19 protein-coding genes are annotated in these 19,833 nt (G+C 32.4%); 8 read left to right on the forward strand and 11 right to left on the reverse strand.

Translation table 11 applies throughout. The features are described 5' to 3' along the window. Window positions 1-2: 2 nt before the first annotated feature. From B6S12_RS04515 to rpsJ, 4 genes are read right to left on the reverse strand one after another with little or no spacing between them, the layout of a single operon-like run. Window positions 3-284: a 50S ribosomal protein L23 gene (locus B6S12_RS04515; RefSeq protein ID WP_111229617.1), complete on the reverse strand. Its 282-nt coding sequence runs from the start codon at window positions 282-284 to the stop codon at window positions 3-5. A 1-nt stretch (window position 285) separates the two neighbouring features. Continuing rightward, entirely contained in the window at window positions 286-900 is a 615-nt protein-coding gene (gene rplD, locus B6S12_RS04520; protein ID WP_111229618.1) for a 50S ribosomal protein L4, read from the reverse strand. Continuing rightward, on the reverse strand, window positions 897-1,475 hold the full coding sequence (rplC, locus tag B6S12_RS04525) for a 50S ribosomal protein L3 (protein WP_111229619.1): 579 nt from the start codon (window positions 1,473-1,475) through the stop codon (window positions 897-899). The genes rplD and rplC overlap by 4 nt, the downstream gene beginning before the upstream one ends. 9 nt (window positions 1,476-1,484) lie before the next feature. Beyond that, entirely contained in the window at window positions 1,485-1,796 is a 312-nt protein-coding gene (rpsJ, locus tag B6S12_RS04530) for a 30S ribosomal protein S10 (RefSeq protein WP_111229620.1), read from the reverse strand. A gap of 206 nt (window positions 1,797-2,002) precedes the next feature. Here rpsJ and B6S12_RS04535 point away from each other — a divergent pair, with 206 nt between their 5' ends. Genes B6S12_RS04535 through B6S12_RS04555 form a run of 5 tightly spaced genes read left to right on the forward strand, consistent with a single transcriptional unit; the run spans window position 2,003 to window position 6,540 of the window. Next, on the forward strand, window positions 2,003-3,067 hold the full coding sequence (locus tag B6S12_RS04535; protein WP_111229621.1) for an ATP-binding protein: 1,065 nt from the start codon (window positions 2,003-2,005) through the stop codon (window positions 3,065-3,067). A gap of 40 nt (window positions 3,068-3,107) precedes the next feature. Beyond that, window positions 3,108-5,180, forward strand: a complete 2,073-nt coding sequence (locus tag B6S12_RS04540; RefSeq protein WP_181450954.1) for a WG repeat-containing protein — start codon at window positions 3,108-3,110, stop codon at window positions 5,178-5,180. A gap of 13 nt (window positions 5,181-5,193) precedes the next feature. Further along, entirely contained in the window at window positions 5,194-5,586 is a 393-nt protein-coding gene (locus B6S12_RS04545) for a YbgC/FadM family acyl-CoA thioesterase (protein ID WP_111229623.1), read from the forward strand. Between the two features lie 2 nt (window positions 5,587-5,588). Beyond that, entirely contained in the window at window positions 5,589-5,834 is a 246-nt protein-coding gene (locus B6S12_RS04550; protein WP_111229624.1) for an HP0495 family protein, read from the forward strand. Window positions 5,835-5,892: 58 nt separating this feature from the next. Continuing rightward, complete coding sequence (locus B6S12_RS04555) at window positions 5,893-6,540, forward strand: M15 family metallopeptidase (RefSeq protein ID WP_181450955.1); 648 nt, start codon at window positions 5,893-5,895, stop codon at window positions 6,538-6,540. Here the strand turns inward: B6S12_RS04555 and B6S12_RS04560 are convergent. The 4 genes from B6S12_RS04560 to gpmI form a co-directional block, all read right to left on the reverse strand. Then, a complete protein-coding gene (locus tag B6S12_RS04560) occupies window positions 6,525-6,965 on the reverse strand; it encodes a hypothetical protein (protein ID WP_111229626.1) in 441 nt (146 codons plus the stop codon). The genes B6S12_RS04555 and B6S12_RS04560 overlap by 16 nt on opposite strands. Before the next feature lies 1 nt (window position 6,966). Then, window positions 6,967-7,404, reverse strand: a complete 438-nt coding sequence (locus B6S12_RS04565) for a Sua5/YciO/YrdC/YwlC family protein (RefSeq protein ID WP_111229653.1) — start codon at window positions 7,402-7,404, stop codon at window positions 6,967-6,969. An 11-nt stretch (window positions 7,405-7,415) separates the two neighbouring features. After that, a complete protein-coding gene (carB, locus tag B6S12_RS04570; protein WP_111229627.1) occupies window positions 7,416-10,670 on the reverse strand; it encodes a carbamoyl-phosphate synthase large subunit in 3,255 nt (1,084 codons plus the stop codon). 281 nt (window positions 10,671-10,951) lie between these two features. Beyond that, window positions 10,952-12,418: a 2,3-bisphosphoglycerate-independent phosphoglycerate mutase gene (gene gpmI / locus B6S12_RS04575; RefSeq protein ID WP_111229654.1), complete on the reverse strand. Its 1,467-nt coding sequence runs from the start codon at window positions 12,416-12,418 to the stop codon at window positions 10,952-10,954. Window positions 12,419-12,496: 78 nt separating this feature from the next. On the opposite strand from gpmI, the gene mraY reads away from it, so the two are divergent. Further along, window positions 12,497-13,555, forward strand: coding sequence for a phospho-N-acetylmuramoyl-pentapeptide-transferase (gene mraY / locus B6S12_RS04580; RefSeq protein WP_111229655.1), 1,059 nt, complete (start codon window positions 12,497-12,499; stop codon window positions 13,553-13,555). A gap of 10 nt (window positions 13,556-13,565) precedes the next feature. Beyond that, window positions 13,566-14,783 (forward strand): UDP-N-acetylmuramoyl-L-alanine--D-glutamate ligase, encoded by a 1,218-nt coding sequence (gene murD / locus B6S12_RS04585; RefSeq protein WP_111229628.1) that lies wholly within the window; start codon window positions 13,566-13,568, stop codon window positions 14,781-14,783. 150 nt (window positions 14,784-14,933) lie between these two features. Here murD and B6S12_RS04590 read toward each other — a convergent pair whose 3' ends face one another. Genes B6S12_RS04590 through B6S12_RS04600 form a run of 3 tightly spaced genes read right to left on the reverse strand, consistent with a single transcriptional unit; the run spans window position 14,934 to window position 17,257 of the window. Beyond that, window positions 14,934-16,778, reverse strand: coding sequence for a primosomal protein N' (locus tag B6S12_RS04590; protein ID WP_111229629.1), 1,845 nt, complete (start codon window positions 16,776-16,778; stop codon window positions 14,934-14,936). 9 nt (window positions 16,779-16,787) lie between these two features. Then, window positions 16,788-17,024, reverse strand: a complete 237-nt coding sequence (locus B6S12_RS04595; protein ID WP_111229630.1) for a hypothetical protein — start codon at window positions 17,022-17,024, stop codon at window positions 16,788-16,790. After that, window positions 17,024-17,257: a hypothetical protein gene (locus tag B6S12_RS04600; RefSeq protein WP_111229631.1), complete on the reverse strand. Its 234-nt coding sequence runs from the start codon at window positions 17,255-17,257 to the stop codon at window positions 17,024-17,026. The genes B6S12_RS04595 and B6S12_RS04600 overlap by 1 nt, the downstream gene beginning before the upstream one ends. 106 nt (window positions 17,258-17,363) lie before the next feature. On the opposite strand from B6S12_RS04600, the gene uvrB reads away from it, so the two are divergent. After that, window positions 17,364-19,340, forward strand: a complete 1,977-nt coding sequence (gene uvrB / locus B6S12_RS04605) for an excinuclease ABC subunit UvrB (RefSeq protein WP_111229632.1) — start codon at window positions 17,364-17,366, stop codon at window positions 19,338-19,340. Window positions 19,341-19,833 lie beyond the last annotated feature (493 nt).

Here is a 19,833-nt window from a genome sequence, read left to right on the forward strand (position 1 = left end):
CTTTATACCGCTAATGATTCAATTTTTGCACCCTCAGGAAGCTTCACATAAAACTTCTTGAAGTTATTTCTTTTACCGATAACACCGCGGAATCTTTTTACTTTTCCCTCTTGTCTTAAAGAATTAATAGACAAAGGAGTTATTCCAAAATACTCTTTAAACACTTCTTTAAGCTGTGTTTTACTCAAACTTGGTGAAGTTTGCACCACTAAAACATCTTGCTCTTGAAGCTTAAGAGACTTCTCTGTATACATAATGGATTTAATATCTGTAATACCTGCCATTTTAACCCTCTTTAGTGATAGTTTCAAAAAGCGATTTTTCAATCACTACCGATCTGAATGTGGCTACTAAATAAGCATTTAACTCTGCTCCATCAATCAAATAGCATTGCTTTAGATTTCTAAAAGCAAGGTAAGTTTTCTCATTATATGCTTCACAAACAAACAAAGTGCTTCTTTGATTTAATGCTTGGAACAAATTTACAGCATCTTTTGTCTTGCCACTTTCTATATTAATTTTATCTACAATAAATAAACTACCATTGTTTGCTTTTTCTTGTAAGGCATATTGTAAAGCTAATCTTTTTTGCTTTTTATTTACTTTTAAATTATAGTTTCTATTATTGCTAGGACCATGAGCAACACCACCTCCTACAAATACAGGAGAAGTAATACTACCCGCTCTTGCTCTACCGCCACCTTTTTGACTCCATGGTTTTTTACCACCACCGCTTACTTTTCCGCGAGTTTTAGCCATTGCATTATTTGCACGCAAAGAAGCCAAAAATGACTTAACATACAAATAAAGATTGTGCGAATTGATGCTTTGATAGCTTTCTGGCAACGCAGCTTCACCGCTCTTTTTTAATTGCGAATCTAAAATAATTGCTTTACTCATTTTACAACCTTTATCTTTCCAAACGCTCCATTAAAGCCTGGAACTGAACCTTTTAAAACCAAAACATTATGCTCTTTATCAAAAGAAACAATTTCATTTTGAACAGTTACTTTTTCATTTCCATAATGTCCTGCCATTTTTTTACCTGGCTGAACACGACCTGGCCATTCACGATTTCCAATTGAACCTGGAGCTCTGTGAAATCTACTACCATGAGCTGCTGGACCACCTTGGAAATTCCATCTTTTCATAACACCGCTAAAGCCTCTACCTTTTGTATTAAAAGATACTTTAACTCTCTTTGCACTCTCTAAAAGAGATAAATCCAAATCACCTGCTTCTGTATTGCTTACTGCTAAAGTTGCAAAACGATTAAATTCTTTATCAAGATTATATTTTTTTTGCACTCCAGCAATTGCTTTATTCAATGTTTTTCCTTGATGATAAGCAACAAGCGCTTTACCACCTTCAAACATTTCACAAACTTTAGCATCTTTCACTTTTAGCAAAGTTACAGGAATACTTGGCTTACCAATTGTCCTACTCATTCCAATCTTTTCTACTAAAAATTCCATTTATGCCCCTTATTTACCCATTGAGCGGACTTCTACATCCACTTCAGGTGCCATATCTAATTTTGTCAAGCTATCCACAGTATCGGGTGTAGCTGATACAATATCAATAATGCGAGTATGCACACGAATTTCAAACTGCTCTCTTGAATCTTTGTTAATGTGAGGAGATTTTAAAACTGTGTAGCGTCTCTTTTTAGTTGGGAGTGGAATAGGACCACGAATCTCTGCACCGGTTCTTTTCACAGCATCTACAATAGATACTACTGATCTGTCAAGAACACGATGATCATAGGCTTTCAACTTAAGTCTAATTTTTTCCATTTTTTTTCCTTCAAAGAACTCATCAAAATTTGATGTAAATATTTTTTGGAAGTTGCAATTATACTGATTTTATGCTCTTTTATCAATAGTTTTTAACTTTTTTATTGTGTTAATTATTAAATTTATTTCCTTTTAAAAAGGAAAATAATAATATTTCTACAACACAAATATTTTGCATTTTATTTTATTTTTTGAGAGAAAAAATTATGCTTTTAGAACAGATTTTTGAAAATTACCCTAAAAATTCCAACAAATTCCATAGAAAAATTTCCTTAAATCTTTCCAAAAAAACTCTAGTTTTTGGCGCACCCTTTTTAGGTAAAAGCGATTATGTATTAAATTTTTTTGAACATAAAGATAAACTTGCACTTAAAAAACTCTATATAGATTTAGTAGATATTCGCTTGAATAACTTAGAATTCCTAAAAGATTTGAGTGATTTTTGTTCTAAAACCAAAATAGATTTATTAATCATTAACCACTACTCGCCTACTTTACTTCCTATATCTTTTTTGCCCGCAATAGAAAATATCATTTTAATCTCTAATATTCATTATTCTATTCCATCATTTACTGCTTTAGAATTTCCTCCTATTCTCTTTAATGAATTTAAACAATTTTTCAAAGGACAAGAGCAAGAAATTTTCCACCAATATCTTAAAAAAGGCACCCTATTTATAGAAGATTTTAATGAAGAAAAAAAAGTAAATCTTTTAAAACTTCTAAGTAAAGATACTCAAGAATTATGGATATTTAAAAGCCTTATTCTTTCTTCTGGACTTAAAGTTTCTCCCCATCAAATCTATACCAAATTAAAAAAAGAAGGAAAAATTTCAAAAGATAGATTTTATGGCTTTATTAACACCTTAGAAGAACAAAATATACTTTTTTGGGTAAGGAAGTTTGAACACGCACTTGCTCCAAAAAAGCTTTATTTTTGGGATTTTAGTCTTAAAAATTCTCTAAGTTTTCAAAAAGATTTCTCTACGCTTTTTGAAAATATGGTGTTTTTAGAACTTTATGCACGCTTTAAAGATGAGATTTTTTATACAGATAAAATTGATTTTTATATCCCCTCATTATCCTTAGGGATTCTTTGTATGCCCTTTATCCAAAATCTAGAAACAAAACTAAGTAAAATTACAAAAGAAAGAGAATTTTGTGAAAGCTTTTTAATCTTAAGTCTTAGCCAAAAAGAAAAAGGAGAAAATCTCGGAACCCCTTATAAAATACTGCCCTTTAGCGAGTTTGCAATAAAAAGTTTTATATAACTTTTGTTAAAATATAAAAATTATATAAAAAGGAGAGATGATGACAAAAGTTAGATTATTATCAGCCCTGCTCTTAGTAATATTATTTAGTGGTTGTTTTAAAGCTAAAGAGCTAGATACCCTAAAAAAGCAATGTAGTTTTAAAGAAGGACAAAGCTGTGAAAAGCTAGAGCAAATTTATAAACAATCTTGTGATAAAAACGATGCAGATTCTTGTCTAGAACTTGGAAGGCTTTATCAAAATTTACCAAAAAGAGATTTTGTCAGTGCTAAAGCCTATTACAAAAAAGCAAAAGATTTAGGACTTAACAAAGCAAAAATATATCTCACTTCTTTAGAGCATGGCTTTATACCTGCTACATCTGCAAGCCCCTTCCAATATGCACTGATTGATATAGAGGGAAATTCTATCACTGAAGCAAAATATAGTGATTTTGATTTTTTAAATAATGGTTTTATAGAAGTTACCATAAATAAATCCAAAACAATTTTTAAAAATGATCCATTAAATAATCTTTATGGAATCTTAAATCAAGAAGGAAAAGAGATTTTAGAGCCTAAATTTAAGGAAATTAGAGATTATTCTGAAGGGCTTATCGCAGTTAAAAAAGATGATAAATGGGGATTTGTAGATGAATGGGGGGATATTGTTATAGATTTTAGGTTTGAAAGTGTTGGTGATTTTAATGATGGACTTGCTCCTGTAAAACAAGATGGACTTTTTGGCTTTATCAATAAAAAAGGAGAATTTATAATAAAGCCACAATTTAAAGGGGCATCTATTTTTCACAATTCCTATGCTCTAGCTAGTAAAAATAAAAAATGGGGAATTATAGATAAAAAGGGCAATTTTATAATACAACCCATTTATAATGATATAAATTTTTTTGGTGATTTTTTCAAAGTTACTTTAAATGAAAAGATTAGCTTTATAGACGCTTCTGGCAAGATTCTTATGGAAAATATTGATAAAGTTAATGAATATTATGATAGTGTTATTAAGTATAGTGATAATATATTTTCAATAAAAGTCAATAAAAAATGGGGCTTAATCAATCAAAATTTAGAAGTTCTTTTAGAGCCTAAATTTGATGAATTTGATAGAATTGCTAATGGAAATTTAATTAAACTCCAAATAGATGATAAATTTGGTGTTGCAAATGCTGATTTTCAAATCTTAACAGAAATTAATTTTGATGCAATTGATTATAGGATTAATGATGGGCTTATAGCGGTTCAAAAAGAAGGTAAATGGGGCTTTATGGATATAAATGGAAAAATAGTAATACCCACTATTTATGAAGATGTAGATATTTTTCAAAACGGGCTTGGAGCAATTAAACTAAATGGTAAATATGGTAAATGGGGATTTATAGATAAAAGTGGGAAAATGGTTATACCAGCTATTTATGAGAGAGTAAAAAGTTTTAGTGAAAATCTTGCCGCAGTTCAGCTAGATGGCAAATGGGGATTTATTAATAAAAAGGGCGAAATGGTTATAAAACCACAATTTACAGAAGTAGAAGACTTTTATGGAGAAGTGGCAGGAATCTTAGTCAGCCACGATTGGGGGCTTATCAATAAAAAAGGGGAGATAATCATTGAGCCACAATTTAAATATTTAGAATACAGCAGTGCAAAAGATGGCTTAATATGGGCTAAAGCACGCTATGATGACCAAATAGTTTTTATGGACAAAAACGGCAAGATTATTGAAATCCCATCAGTCTATTATGCAGAAGAAGTAGTAGATGGAAAATACATAACAATTTCTGTTGGCAATGATTTTTTTACAAAAAAGGGCTTAATAGACTTAAAAGGGAATATTATCCTAGAGCCAATTTATAGAGACATCGCCATTACAGATAATATAGCTTTACTAAAAATAGAAAATTATGGCAGTGAGCGTGAAACAAAATATGGCTTTAAAAATTTAGAAAATAATGCTTTTGTAAAAGCAGAATATGATTTTTTGTATCGGTTAAATCTTAGACAAGATGAGTTTATAAGATTTCAAAAAGGCTCTAAAGTTGGCTTAATGGATCAAAATGGCAAAATTCTCATTGAGCCAAAATTTTTTAATTTAAAAGCTCTAATGAAATTAAGCGATTAATTTAGGAGTAAAAATGAAAATAAGAATCTATTATGAAGATACAGATTGTGGCGGGATTGTCTATCATGCAAATTATCTAAAATATTGCGAAAGGGCAAGAAGTGAGTGGTTTTTCACACTTGGCTTAAGCCCACAGGATAAAGAAGTAGGATTTGTCGTAAAATCTATGCAAATTGAGTTTTTACACCCTGCAAAACTTGGCGATTTACTAGAGGTAAAAACCAAAATTTTAGAGCTTAAAAGTGCTTCTATTTTATTAGAGCAAGAAATATTTTTACAAGAAAAAAAGATATTTTCTGCTACAATTTTGCTAGTTTGTATCAAGCTTGGAGAAAACAAAATACCAAAAATAACCAAAATCCCAGCCTTTGCAAATGAAATTTTTAAAAATTTACAAAAAGATTAAATATGGAAAAACCACAAATCACCTATCCATGCCTTTGGCAGTATAAAATTATTGGAAATGATAAAGATGAGCTTGTAGAAATTGCTTTTACCCTTATAGATAAGGAATTTAAGCACACTCTAGGCAAAGCAAGCAAAGGTGGCAAATACCACAGCATCAATATTGAAGTGCAAGTAGATAATGAGGAAGAACGCAATTTAATTTTTTCTAAATTTTCAAAACATGAAAAAATCCATATTGTTATTTAACCTTATCTTTCTGTTTTTACCACTTTGTCTTAGTGCAAATAAAATCCGCACTTGCCTAATGCAAAGCTATCCTATTTTAAAAATCACAAACAATCAAGTCATTTTAAAAAATTCCCACTCCATTCCTTTTGCAACGCACAAAGAAAATGCAAGCTATGAAGAAAGATTGCAAAATCCTGATATTGCAAGTATATTTCTCTATCCCTATCCAAAAAATGCTCCTAAAAATCCTTATGAAGATTCCTCACGCATAAGAAATTTAGAACTTTTGGGGCAAGTTTATGGAGACACTAAAGAAGCGATTGAGAAAAATCTAAAAAAGCTAACTTGGCTAGATGGGGAAGTCTTTTTATTCAATACTCAAAATGGAGCTTATGAGGCACTAATACGCGTTAAAAACAAACTAAAATTACTGGATAAAAAATTTCTCCCCTATCTTAGCAAAATCGGCGGAACATATAAATATAGAAAAATAGCAAAAACAAATCGCCTAAGTGCACATAGCTATGGGATTGCAATAGATATTAGCGTGGCGCATTCTAGCTATTGGCTTTGGGATAAAAAAAGAAGAAATCCACCCAAAATTCCACAAGAAATTATAGAAATTTTTGAAAGTGAAGGATTTATTTGGGGAGGAAAATGGTGGCATTATGATACGATGCATTTTGAATACCGCCCTGAAATCTTATGCTATGGGCGTTCATAATATACAAGCTCTTTTGTATCTCCTCTATCTTCTTGATAGATAATGTAAAATTTATTTTGATAAAGACTATGCACTCTAACTTCTTCTCCATTTTTTAACACGACTTCTTGGCTACTTAGCAATATCCCCCCTACTGCTTTACCTAAAGATGGCACAAATAAAGCTAAACTACAAGCTAATAAAACACCATATATAACCCTTAAAATCTTAGCTAAACCACTCAATAGAGAACCTAGCCCAAAAATCACAACAAGCAAAGCAAAAATCACTCCATTAAATACATTTCCAAAAAAAGGATTGAAAAACTCTTTAATCCCATAAAACTGAATATAATTTACAAAAATTGCCACCCAAAACACACACATTAAAATAAAAACAAAAAATATACCCACAAAAATAGATTGGATAAAATCTGCCACTTTCATCTTAGCCCCTTATTTTTCTTATTTTTTTATGATGGATTAAAAAGATTTTTGATGCTTCTTTTTCTTCTATCCCTCGCTTATCTAGCACAACTACATCGCTTTTTGCTAACGCATAGTCTAGTATAAATTTTTGCTTATGAAAGTTTGCTGAACTTGAATAAAGCGCATCAAAAAAAGACAAAAATTCTTGATGTAAGCCACTCATTACCACACGCACTGCAATATTTTTGGGTTCTTTATAAATAAAAGTTGTTTTTTTGCTTTTTCTTACCCTATTTTTATGGAGATTTGGCACTCTAGTTATTTTTTTTAAATTTTGCAAACTAGAAGTTGTTATAAGCACATTTTTGGAAATTTCGCGCCCTTTGATTGTATTTAGTTGATGGAAATCTAAAGAAAGAAAGCCCGCAGTAGTATCACTTTGGGCAAGATAAATCAGTGGTTTTTGCATTATTTTAGAAAATCTTGGATAGACTTTGCAAGATTTGGATTTTTCTCCCTAATTTCCCCGATAGCTAAAATTGCCACTCTAGCTGCTTCAATCGTTGTAAAATAAGGCACATTGTTGCGTAAAACTTGTGTTCTTATTTTATCTGTATCATCCTTACTGGAAGCCTCATCACTTGTATTAATTGCTAAGGCAATTTCTCCATTTGCGAGCATATCGCCAATATTTGGACGCCCCTCGCTAATTTTTAATGCCTCTTTACATGTAATCCCTGCTTCTTCTATAATCTTAGCCGTTCCCCTTGTAGCACACAAGCTAAATCCAAGCTCTTTTAGTTTTCTTGCAAACTCCACTGCATAGGGCTTATCCAATGCTTTTAAAGATAAAAAGACTTCACCACTTAATGGAATATTATTCTTACAAGCCAACTGACTTTTAGCAAAGCTAATTCCAAAACTATCGCTAATCCCCATAACCTCACCTGTAGAACGCATCTCTGGCCCTAAAACCATCACTGCACCGTTTAATTTGTTAAATGGGAAAACAGATTCTTTTACTGCAATATGATTGGATAACTTTGGTTTATACAATCCATCTTTAAATTCCACTTTTTTGAAGGTATCATAACGCATAAGTGCCGATTTTAAATCCCTATTTACCATTACATCTGTTGCAACTTTAGCTAGAGGTATGCCTGTAGCTTTAGACACAAAAGGCACAGTGCGTGAAGCCCTAGGATTTACTTCAATCAAATACAAAGTATCTTCAAAAATAGCATATTGTGTATTCATAAGTCCCACTACTCCAAGATTTCTTGCAATCTTAGCAGTAGTCTCTTCAATTTCTTTAATCTTGTCTTCTTTTATACTAATTGTAGGGAGCGAACAAGCAGAATCCCCACTATGGATTCCTGCCTCTTCAATGTGTTGCATAATCCCTGCAATATACACATCTACTCCATCGCAGATAATATCCACATCAAGTTCTACTGCATTATTTAAAAACTTATCAATTAAAACTGGAGAATCCTCACTAACACTTACAGCCTCACTCATATAATCTTGTAATTCTGCAATATTATAAACAATCCGCATAGCACGCCCACCAAGCACATAGCTAGGACGCACAAGCACTGGGAAACCTATACTTTGTGCGATACTAATAGCCTCTTCTTTCGTAAAAGCAGTGCCATTTTTTGGTTGCAACAATCCATTTTCTTCAACAAATTTAGAAAACTTTTCTCTATCTTCTGCTACATCTATGGTTTTGGCACTTGTGCCTATAATATTTGCTCCTATGGTTGTAAGCTTTTTGGCAAGCTTAAGTGGAGTTTGTCCTCCAAAATGCACGATGATTCCATCTGGCTTTTCTCTTTCAATCACAGATCTTACATGCTCAAATGTAATAGGTTCAAAATAAAGCACATCACTTGTATCATAATCGGTGCTAACAGTTTCTGGATTACAATTATACATAATGCTTTTAATCCCCATATCTTTAAGGGCAAAGGCTGCATGCACACACGCATAATCAAATTCAATCCCTTGTCCTATGCGGTTTGGTCCTCCACCAATAATCATTACTTTTTTACATTCTTGCTTTTGCTTGTCTTGTTCTTGATTAATAAAAGGAATGTGAGAATACAAATAAGCAGTTTTTGTAGCAAATTCTGCCGCACAAGTATCTACTTCACTATAAGCTTGGATAATGCCTAAATTTTTACGCAAAGAGTAAATATCTTCTTCTCTTATCTCTAAAGATTCCTTTTGATTAATCAAAAAGGCAAGCATCTTGTCGCTAAAACCATAAATTTTGGCTTCTCTTAAAAATTCTTCCTTTTGCAATTTTTCAAAACTAATATTGTTTTCAAATTGTATAATCTCTTCAATTTGATATAAGAAATAAGGATCTATCTTGCTCCACTCATGCACCTCTTCTACACTTATTCCTTGTCTAAAAGCATCGGCTACATAAAGGATTCTATTTGCATTAGGACGCCTTACTTCTCTTTGTATTTCTACTAAATCACTACTTTGTGGATTAAATCCAAAAATCCCTGTTTCTAAACTATTAAGTGCTTTTTGTAAAGACTCTTTAAAAGTAGCACCGATTGCCATAACCTCGCCAATACTTTTCATAGAAGTAGTAAGAGTAGAGTCTGCTTGTGGAAACTTTTCAAAAGTAAAACGCGGAATTTTAGTAACAATATAATCTATGCTAGGCTCAAAACTTGCAGGGGTTCCTGTAATATCGTTTTTAATTTCATCTAAAGTATAGCCCACTGCTAAAAGTGTTGCAACTTTAGCAATAGGATAACCTGTAGCCTTACTTGCAAGTGCTGAACTTCTTGAAACGCGTGGATTCATCTCAATAACCGTCATTCTACCTGTTTTAGGATTAAGTGCAAACTGCACATTGCTCCCACCCGTATCCACACCAATCTCGCGTAAAATTGCAAAAGAAGCATCACGCATTCTTTGATATTCTTTATCTGTAAGTGTAAGAGCAGGTGCAATAGTAATGGAATCCCCTGTATGCACACCCATAGGATCTAAGTTTTCAATAGAACATACAATAATACAATTATCCTCTTTATCGCGGATAACCTCCATCTCATATTCTTTCCAACCTAATAAAGACTCTTCAATCAAAATCTCGCCAATAGGGCTAATCTCCAATCCCGCTTCTACTAAAGATTTAAATTCATCAATATTATAAGCTACACCACTACCGCCACCTGCTAGAGTATAACTTGCTCTAATAATCAAAGGAAAACCAATCTCTTTTGCAGCTTCTAAGGCTTCATTAAGTGTATAGGCATAGCGGGATTTTGGTAAGTCCATACCAATTTTTAACATTGCCTCTTTAAAAGCTTGTCTATCTTCACCTTTTTTAATGGCTTCTGGCTTTGCACCTAAAAATTTAATGCCCTCAAGCATTCCTTTTTCAAACATACTCATTGCAATATTAAGTGCTGTTTGCCCTCCCATAGTAGGCAAAATAGCATCTACTTTTTCTTTTTGAATAATATCAGCGACAACTTCCTCTGTAATAGGCTCTATATAAGTTCTATCTGCAAATTCTGGATCTGTCATAATTGTTGCAGGATTTGAGTTAATAAGCACTACTTTATAGCCTAATTCTTTTAGAGTTTTTGCAGCTTGAGTTCCTGAATAATCAAATTCACAAGCTTGTCCAATCACAATAGGTCCTGAACCAATCAATAAAATTGTATTAATATCATTTCTTTTTGGCATTAGTTCTTCTTTATGTAGTTTTTAAAAAAATCTTGTTATTTTAGCGTGTTAAGACTTAAATTTTTGTAGAACTTTTATGATTTTAGACGATTTTATTCCCACAAAGACAAAATATCTTCAAAAACACCATAAAACCACATTATACATTTCTGTCCTCATAGGATTTTATATTGATCAAATCAGAAAATAACATATAACAAGATAAGTTATATTCCAAAAACTTAAAATCTTGCTTCATAAATGTGCCTACCAGGCAAAATCCTAAATTTCCAAGATAAGCACTAAAATAAAGGCTTATCCATTTCTTTTGGGATTTCTAGTCCCATAAGTTTCAAAATACTAGGAGCAATATTGCTAAGCCCTCCATCTTGCACTTTTTTTACCTCTGGAGCATCAATAAAACACCAAACCTCACCAATGGTATGATTAGTTAAAATTTCCCCTTGTGCATTTTTCATCTCTTCACAATTTCCATGATCACTTGTTAAAACAAAAGCATAATCTAGCTCTTTTGCCTTGCTCCAAATGCGTCCTAGTTGTGTATCTACTGCTTCTACAGCCTTAATTGCAGCCTCTAGCACTCCTGTATGTCCCACCATATCACCATTTGCAAAATTCACCACAATAAAATCATATCCTGCTTCCATTGCTGCTAAAACCTCATCGCATACCTCTTTAGCACTCATTTGTGGTGCTAAATCATAAGTCTTTACCTTAGGCGATGGGATTAAAGAACGGCTTTCATTAATATAAGGTTCTTCCTTTCCCCCATTAAAGAAAAAGGTTACATGGGCATATTTTTCTGTTTCTGCGGTATGGAATTGCCTAAGATGATTCTTAGAAATAACTTCTGAGAGAGTATTCTTTACAAGTTCTTTAGGAAAAAGAATGGGGAAATTAAAGGTTTTATCATATTCGCACATTGTAATTATAGGGATTTTTACATACCTTTGCCTTTTAAATTCCTTAAAATCGTCCATTCCTAAAGCTTTTATGATTTCTCTAGCCCTATCACTTCTAAAATTAGCAAAAATAAGTCCATCTCCTTCTTTAATCCCCTCATAGTTAAAAGAAGCAGGAACTAAAAACTCATCATAAATCTCGCTTTCATATTGCTTTTTTACATATTCAATACTATCTATTTCTGCACGATTTTGTCCTAATGCTATTGTATTATAAGCTTGTTCTATCCTATCCCAGCGATTATCCCTATCCATTGCATAAAATCTACCGCTAAGAGTTGCAATTTGAATATTTTTGCCTTTAATTTCTCCTAAAATCTGCTCCAAAAATCCTTTAAAACTATTAGGCAAAACATCTCTACCATCGCTAATTAAATGCAAAATAACTTCTTTCTCCTTTGCATACCCCTTAGCCAAAGCCAAAATATGATCCAAATGCGAATGCACGCCTCCATCACTTGCTAAACCCACAATATGAATTCTTTTACACTCTTTAAGACTATTTAATGCAGGATTATCCATAAGCTCATTTTTTTCTATAGCTTGATTGATTTTTACTAAATCTTGATAGAGGATTCTCCCACTCCCCAAACACATATGCCCCACTTCTGAATTTCCCATTTGTTCTTGTGGCAAGCCCACTGATAAACCATAAGTTTTAATCATTCCATAAGGAACTTGCTTGAATAACTTTTCATAAGTAGGTTTTTTGGCCTTTTTAAAAGCATTAAATTCCTCTTCCTTACTTTCTCCTATGCCATCTGTAATTATTAAAATGCTCTTCATTATTTTTTCCATCATTAAAGTTATTTTATGATAGAATCCTACCCAATTTTTTATAATTTTTTTCATGGGTTTTACAAAATGCTTTATTATTTGTATTCTTTTTTAGATATTAACATCTTCCAATATATCACAGTTAGGGCGGCTATCGCATTTTTTGGTGCGTTTTTACTCACTTGGTTTTTTATGCCAAAATATATTCTATGGGCTAAAAAACAAAATGCAAACCAACCTATCTCAAAATTTGCTCCCAAAAATCACCAACAAAAATCCAACACTCCCACAATGGGGGGAATTGTCTTTATCCTCTCTACTCTCATAGCCTCTTTAGTATGTGCTAAGCTTAATAATGCTTATGTAATTTTTGGTTTGCTTAGTATAATATTTTTCTGTCTTATTGGAATTCAAGATGATTTTTCTAAAGTTATGCGTAAAAAAAATGCTGGAATGAGTGCAAAAATGAAATTTTTCTTGCAAATTTTAAGTGCCTTTATTATCTCCTTGGGACTTTATCTAATAGACTTTGAAGGAACTTTTTATTTGCCCTTTATTAAAAACGAATTGTGGGATTTTGGAATTTTTAGTATTGCATTTTGGATTTTAGTCTTTGTGGCTACAAGTAATGCTGTTAATCTAACAGATGGCTTAGATGGGCTTGTGGCTATCCCTTCTATCTACGCTATTACAACTTTGGGGATTTTTGTATATATTGCAGGACATTCTGGACTAAGTAGTTATCTTTTATGGCCTAAAGTAATAGGAAGTGGAGAAGTAGCTATTCTTAGTGCCTCTTTAGTGGGTTCTTTAATAGGCTTTTTGTGGTATAACTGCCACCCTGCACAAGTTTTTATGGGAGATAGCGGAAGTCTAGCACTTGGAGGATTTATCGCCTATACTGCAATTATCTCTAAAAATGAAATTTTACTTTTTTTAATAGGTTTTATTTTTGTTTTAGAGGCTCTTTCTGTAATTTTACAAATAGGAAGCTACAAAACTAGAGGCAAAAAACTCTTTTTAATGGCTCCCCTCCACCACCATTTTGAAGAAAAAGGATTAAGTGAGTCTAAAATTATTGTGCGTTTTTGGATTGTAGCTTTAATGAGCAATCTCATTGCACTCTTAACACTCAAAATTCGCTAAGGAAGGCAATATGAATATTTTACTAGGCTATGGTATTACTAATCAAGAAATTGCAAAAAGATTTGCTCCATGCTTCATTTTTGATGATAGTTTTAAAGAACAAAGCAAAGATACTCTAGGCAATCTTCTCTATCCTGCAAGTTCTCTTTCTGAAATTTTAAAAGAACAAAAAGATGCTAAAATCATCACAAGTCCTGGTATCCCACCCCATAACCCTATGATAAAACAAAGCAATCCTATTAGCGAATATGATTTTTTTGCTTCTTGTATGCCTTATAGTATTTTTATTAGTGGAACAAATGGTAAAACCACCACTACACAAATTTTAGGACATCTTTTAGAAAAATTTGGTGCTGTGTGTGGAGGAAACATCGGCACACCTCTTGCAGCCTTACCACAAAATGCTAAAATTTGGATTTTAGAAACAAGCTCTTTTACACTCCATTACACAAAAATCGCCAAGCCAAATCTTTATCTCTTACTCCCTATCTCTGAAGATCATATTAGTTGGCATGGAAGCTTTGAGGCCTACAAAGAAGCAAAGCTAAAGCCTCTTTTATCTATGCAAGATAAAGAAGTAGCAGTTCTTCCTGCCTCTTTAAAAGACCATCCTTTTTGCACTAAAAGTCTAGCAACTCTTATTTTCTATGAAGATTCTAAAGATTTAGCAAATACTTTTAAAATTGATTTAGAAAAAATCAAATTCAAAGAACCCTTTTTACTAGATAGTCTCCTAGCTCTAAGTGCAACCAAAATCCTATTTAATACATTAGATTACACACTTCTTAATTCTTTTGAAATAGGCAAACACCGCTTAGAAGAATTTAAAGACAATGACAATAGACTTTATGTAGATGATAGCAAGGGCACAAATGTAGATGCTACACTAGAGGCACTAAAACGCTATCAAGATTTTAAAATCCTGCTAATTTTGGGTGGAGATGATAAGGGGGCTAATTTAGAACCTTTATTTAATTTAGCCAAAAACTTAAAAATCAAAATTTTTGCCATTGGTAAAAATACAGATAAAATTGCTTCTTTAGCTTCACAATTTCAAATACAATGTCTTTCTTGCTACACTTTAGAAAAAGCTATGCCTCTTTTAAAACAAGAACATAATTTGCAAAGTGTTGCTTTGCTCTCTCCTGCTGCTGCAAGTTTGGATCAATTTAGCTCTTACAAACAAAGAGGAGAATTGTTTGTAAAACTTGCTCTTGCTTCTTGCTAGTTTTTGGCAAATTCTTTTATATTTAATCAAAATTATAAAAGTTTTTCTTTAATCTTAAAAGTTTCCTAAAACTTCATAATAATTTACAAATTTAGGACTCTTATTTCAAAAATTCTCTATTGCAATTTTGATGATTTTATACAATGCTTCCTAACTAAAATCTAGCGGATCTACATCAATAGTGCAAGGATAATCTATAAATTCTTTTAATGCTTTATTTAACACACTCACACTCATTGAACGCACGAAAATCACATACCTCCATTTGTTAGAAATTTTTTCAATCGGCGATTTCCCATAACCTACAATCTCCACTTCTTTGCTTTCTAAAATCTGTAATGCCTTGTGCATATTATTATAAGCAGTTTTTTCATTAGCGCTAGAAAAGTGCAAAAGTGCCAAACGCATAAAGGGCGGATAAATCCCCATTTTATAAGAAATCTCATCTTCTAAAAACTTCTCATAATCCTCTAAAATTGGTATAAAAAAATCTTTATTTAAAGTCTGGATTAAAACCTCTCCATCTTCTTTTCTTCCGCTTCTCCCAGCAATTTGAAAAAGCAAAGAAGTTGCCCTCTCTCTAGCTCTAAAATCCACACCTTTTAAAAGATAATCAATCCCTAAAACTACGCTTAGGGCTACATTATGGTAATCATGCCCTTTAGAGAGCATTTGCGTTCCCACTAAAATATCAATTTCACCCTTATTAAAAGCTTCTAGCGTGCTTTTTAATTTTTTTTGTGTAGTGATAGTATCTCTATCAAATCCTTGTATTCTAGCCTCTTTTAAATGCTCTTGCAACTCTGCTATAAGCTCTTGCGTCCCCATTCTAAAGCTCCCCAACTCTCCACCACATTTTTGGCAAACCTCTAAAATCCTTGTTGCATAGTTGCAATAATGGCATTTTAGTGCATTGCTTTTTTTATGCAAACTTAGAGTAACACTGCAATTTGGACATTCTACACTACCGCCACAATTCTTACAAAGAAGATATTTAAAATTCGCCCTTGTGGGCAAAAATACAACCGCTTGTTTTTTGTTTTCTAAATTTTGCTTTAATTTTTCCAAAATATTAAAACTAAAATCCCTTGCACTCTCTTCAAAAATAAATCTTCTTTTTGCTTCATAAAAACCGCCCTTTAACCTAAAAAGCCTCCCTTCATTTTTAGCCTTATAATAACTGCTTAAACTAGGCGTAGCACTTCCTAAAATCACTCTAGCACCAAACTTACTCCCATAATAAAGTGCTACATCTCTTGCATGATAATGAGGGCTTTGAGAAGATTTATAAGCATCATCATGCTCTTCATCTACAACAATCAATCCCACCTCTTCCAAAGGCAAGAAAAGTGCTGATCTAGCTCCTGCTATTATTCTAATCTTGCCCTCTTTTAGTAAAGTTAAAATTTCTTTTTTCTTTTTAGCTGTAATCTTAGAATGCCAAAAAGCTAGAATATCCCCAAAAACGCTCCCTAATCTTTTTTCCATTTGTGGAGTTAAAGAAATTTCTGGCAATAAAAAAATAACATTCTTTCCATCTTTTAAAACCTCATACATCAAATGTATATAAATTTCTGTCTTACCACTCCCTGTATCCCCAAACAAAAGCGCACTTTTTTGATTTTTTAAAAATTCATAGGCTTCTTTTTGAACTGTATTAAGAGGTTTTAAAACAATGTCTTTGGGCGGTAATAAACTTGTTTTAGCTTCTAAAAAAGCGGGCATAAAAAGATTGTAAGCAAGATTTAAAGTTACACAATAATAACTTGCAATAAACTCTGCTAATTTCAATTGGTGAGGCAAAAAGCTCTCTTTACTTTCCTCTAAATCTTTACAATCATATGAAGGCTTTTCCACCTCTTTTAGAACAACGCCTTGATAATCTTTGTTTTTAACAAAGATTTTTACAATTCTTCCCTTTTGGAGCAAATTTTTAGCTTGATAGGTTAAAAGCGGGGAATTTAGCCCCAAAGGAGCAACCAAATAATAATGCAAGTTAAAAGCTTAGGTTAGTGGATTTTTGGTTTTATAATTTGCAATTTTATTGCTAGCTTCATTTAAGATTTCTTCTAGCTTTATATTTTCTTCGCTACATTCTAAAAACTCTTTTAATAAATCAAGCGGATTGATTGCATTATTTACATCCATAAGTTTTTGAATACGAAGAAGTGTATCGTTAGAAATCCTATCTTTTGGGATGTCAAAAAAGCGTCCCATAATAGAAATACGAAGTGTATCCATTAGCGTCCAAGAACATTTTGGATTTTACCTAAAACTCCCTCTAACTCTTTTTCTTTTGAGGAAATTTCATCATAAAGAGAGCTAATCTCTGTGTTTTTAGCTTCATTTTCAGCTTTTAAAAGAACAATTTGTTGGCGTAACTGTTGGTTTTCTTCACGCATTTTTTGCAATTCTGCTACAAGCTCATCAATACCTGCTAAAAGCCTATTTGAAATGTTTTGTGTTTCTTCCATCTTTGCAAATCCTTATTTTATTTTAGAATAATTTGCATAATTTTAGCATTATTTTTATAAATCTGTTAAAATTTCTTTTACGATTTTTGAAGTTTCAAGGATTTTTATGCAAAAACTAATTTTAAGCTCCCCTTATCAACCCGCAGGAGATCAGCCACAAGCCATCAAAACTCTAAGCAGTTTTATAAAAGAAGGTAACCAATACCAAACTTTAATAGGTGTAACAGGTAGCGGTAAAACCTACAGTATGGCTCATATTATCCAAGAATTACAAATGCCAACCCTTATTATGAGCCACAATAAAACTCTATGTGCCCAACTTTATAGCGAATTTAAAGGCTTTTTTCCAAAAAATCATGTAGAATATTTTATCTCCCACTTTGATTATTACCAGCCAGAAGCCTATATCCCAAGACAAGATTTATTTATAGAAAAAGATTCTAGCATTAATGATGAGCTAGAACGCCTTAGACTTTCTGCCACCACTTCACTTTTAGCCCATGATGATAGCATTGTGATTGCTTCTGTTTCTGCAAATTATGGTTTAGGAAATCCACAAGAATATTTAGAAATGATTGAAAAATTTGAAGTAGGTTCTTCTTATGTGCAAAAATCTCTACTTTTAAGACTTGTAAGTATGGGATATAAAAGAAATGATAATTTTTTTGATCGGGGAGATTTTAGAGTAAATGGAGAAGTGATTGATATTTATCCAGCTTACAGCGAAGAAGAAATTATCCGCTTAGAATTCTTTGGAGATGAGTTAGAGAGCATACAAATTTTAGATTCTATTGATAAAAAACCTCTTAGGAAACTAGATTCTTTTGTGCTTTATGCGGCAAATCCTTTTATTGTAGGTGAGGAGCGGTTAAAAGTTGCCATAAAAAGCATAGAACAAGAATTGCATGAAAGATTGGCATTTTTTAAGAGTGAAGGCAAGATGGTAGAATATGAACGCCTAAAAAGTCGCACCGAATTTGATTTAGAGATGATAAGTGCCACAGGAATTTGCAAAGGAATTGAAAACTATGCAAGACATTTAACTGGCAAAAAACCTGGTGAAACCCCCTATTCCTTGCTAGATTATTTTGAACAAAAAAACAAGCCTTATTTACTTATTGTAGATGAATCGCATGTGAGTTTGCCTCAATTTCGCGGAATGTATGCGGGTGATAGAAGCAGAAAAGAAGTGCTTGTAGAATATGGCTTTAGACTTCCTAGTGCCCTAGATAATCGCCCTTTGCAATTTGAAGAATTTATCAACAAAGCCCCCCATTTTCTTTTTGTATCTGCTACTCCTGCACCTTTAGAATTAGAGCTTAGTGCTAACCACACAGCAGAACAGCTAATCCGCCCAACAGGCTTACTAGACCCTATCTATGAAGTGCTAGATTGCGATAAACAAGTAGAAATCCTTTATGATAGAGCCAAAGAAGTAATAGCAAGAGGAGATAAAATCCTAGTAACTGCACTCACCAAGAAAATGGCCGAAGAGCTCACACGCTATTATAGTGATTTAGGTTTAAGAGTGCGTTATATGCACTCTGAAATTGATGCGATTGAACGCAATCAAATTATTCGTGCATTACGCGCAGGAGAATTTGATATTTTAGTGGGTATTAACCTTTTGCGTGAAGGGCTTGATTTGCCAGAAGTTTCACTTGTAGCAATCTTAGATGCTGATAAAGAAGGATTTTTAAGAAGTGAAACAAGCCTTATTCAAACCATGGGAAGAGCTGCTAGAAATGTAAATGGTAGGGTTTTACTCTTTGCTAAAAAAATCACTCCTTCTATGCAAAAAGCTATGGAAGTAACCGATTACAGACGCAAAAAACAAGAAGAATTCAACAAGCTTCATAACATCACCCCACAAGGAGTTAAACGAAAACTAGATGAAGATTTAAAAAATCAAGATTTGGGAATGCTTTATGAAAAGGCTAAGAAAAAAGAAAAAATGCCAAAAATTGAAAGAGAAAAACTCACAAAAGAACTTACTAAAAAAATGCATGAAGCAGCAAAAAGGCTTGATTTTGAAGAGGCTGCAAGACTAAGAGATGAGATTTTAAAATTTAAAAATATGTAAATTTTATTATTATGGGAAACTTTAGTAATATTCAAACGATACAAGTTTATAATTCATTTAGTAAAAGGCAAAAAGAAAAGATTCTAACCTGCTTTGCCTTTAGAAGAATTTTTTAAAATGCTTTAAGTCTAAGTTAAGCAGGTATTAACTAGAATCTTATTGAATTTTTTTAAATGTGATTTGTTCTAGTTTTTCTTTGAGACTAGAACAAGAACTATTAATGAAATGATAAATAAAATTATTAATTCCATACTAGCTCCTTTTTACATCTTCTAAAAGACAATAAAAACAAAGCTTAAAGCATTAAAATTATAGCATAAAAAGATTAATTTAAAAATTTTTATTACAAAATTTATTAAGTAAAGAGAAATAGCACCACAAGAGCATAGCTTGTGATAATCCAAAGAAACAAAAAATGTCACTACATGTAGTGAAACACTGCGGCAGTCTAAAAAATAACCTAAAGGTAAAACAATAGAATGTTTTAGCTTCT

The sequence above is a fragment of the Helicobacter valdiviensis genome, assembly GCF_003245365.1.
GTDB lineage: Bacteria > Campylobacterota > Campylobacteria > Campylobacterales > Helicobacteraceae > Helicobacter_D > Helicobacter_D valdiviensis.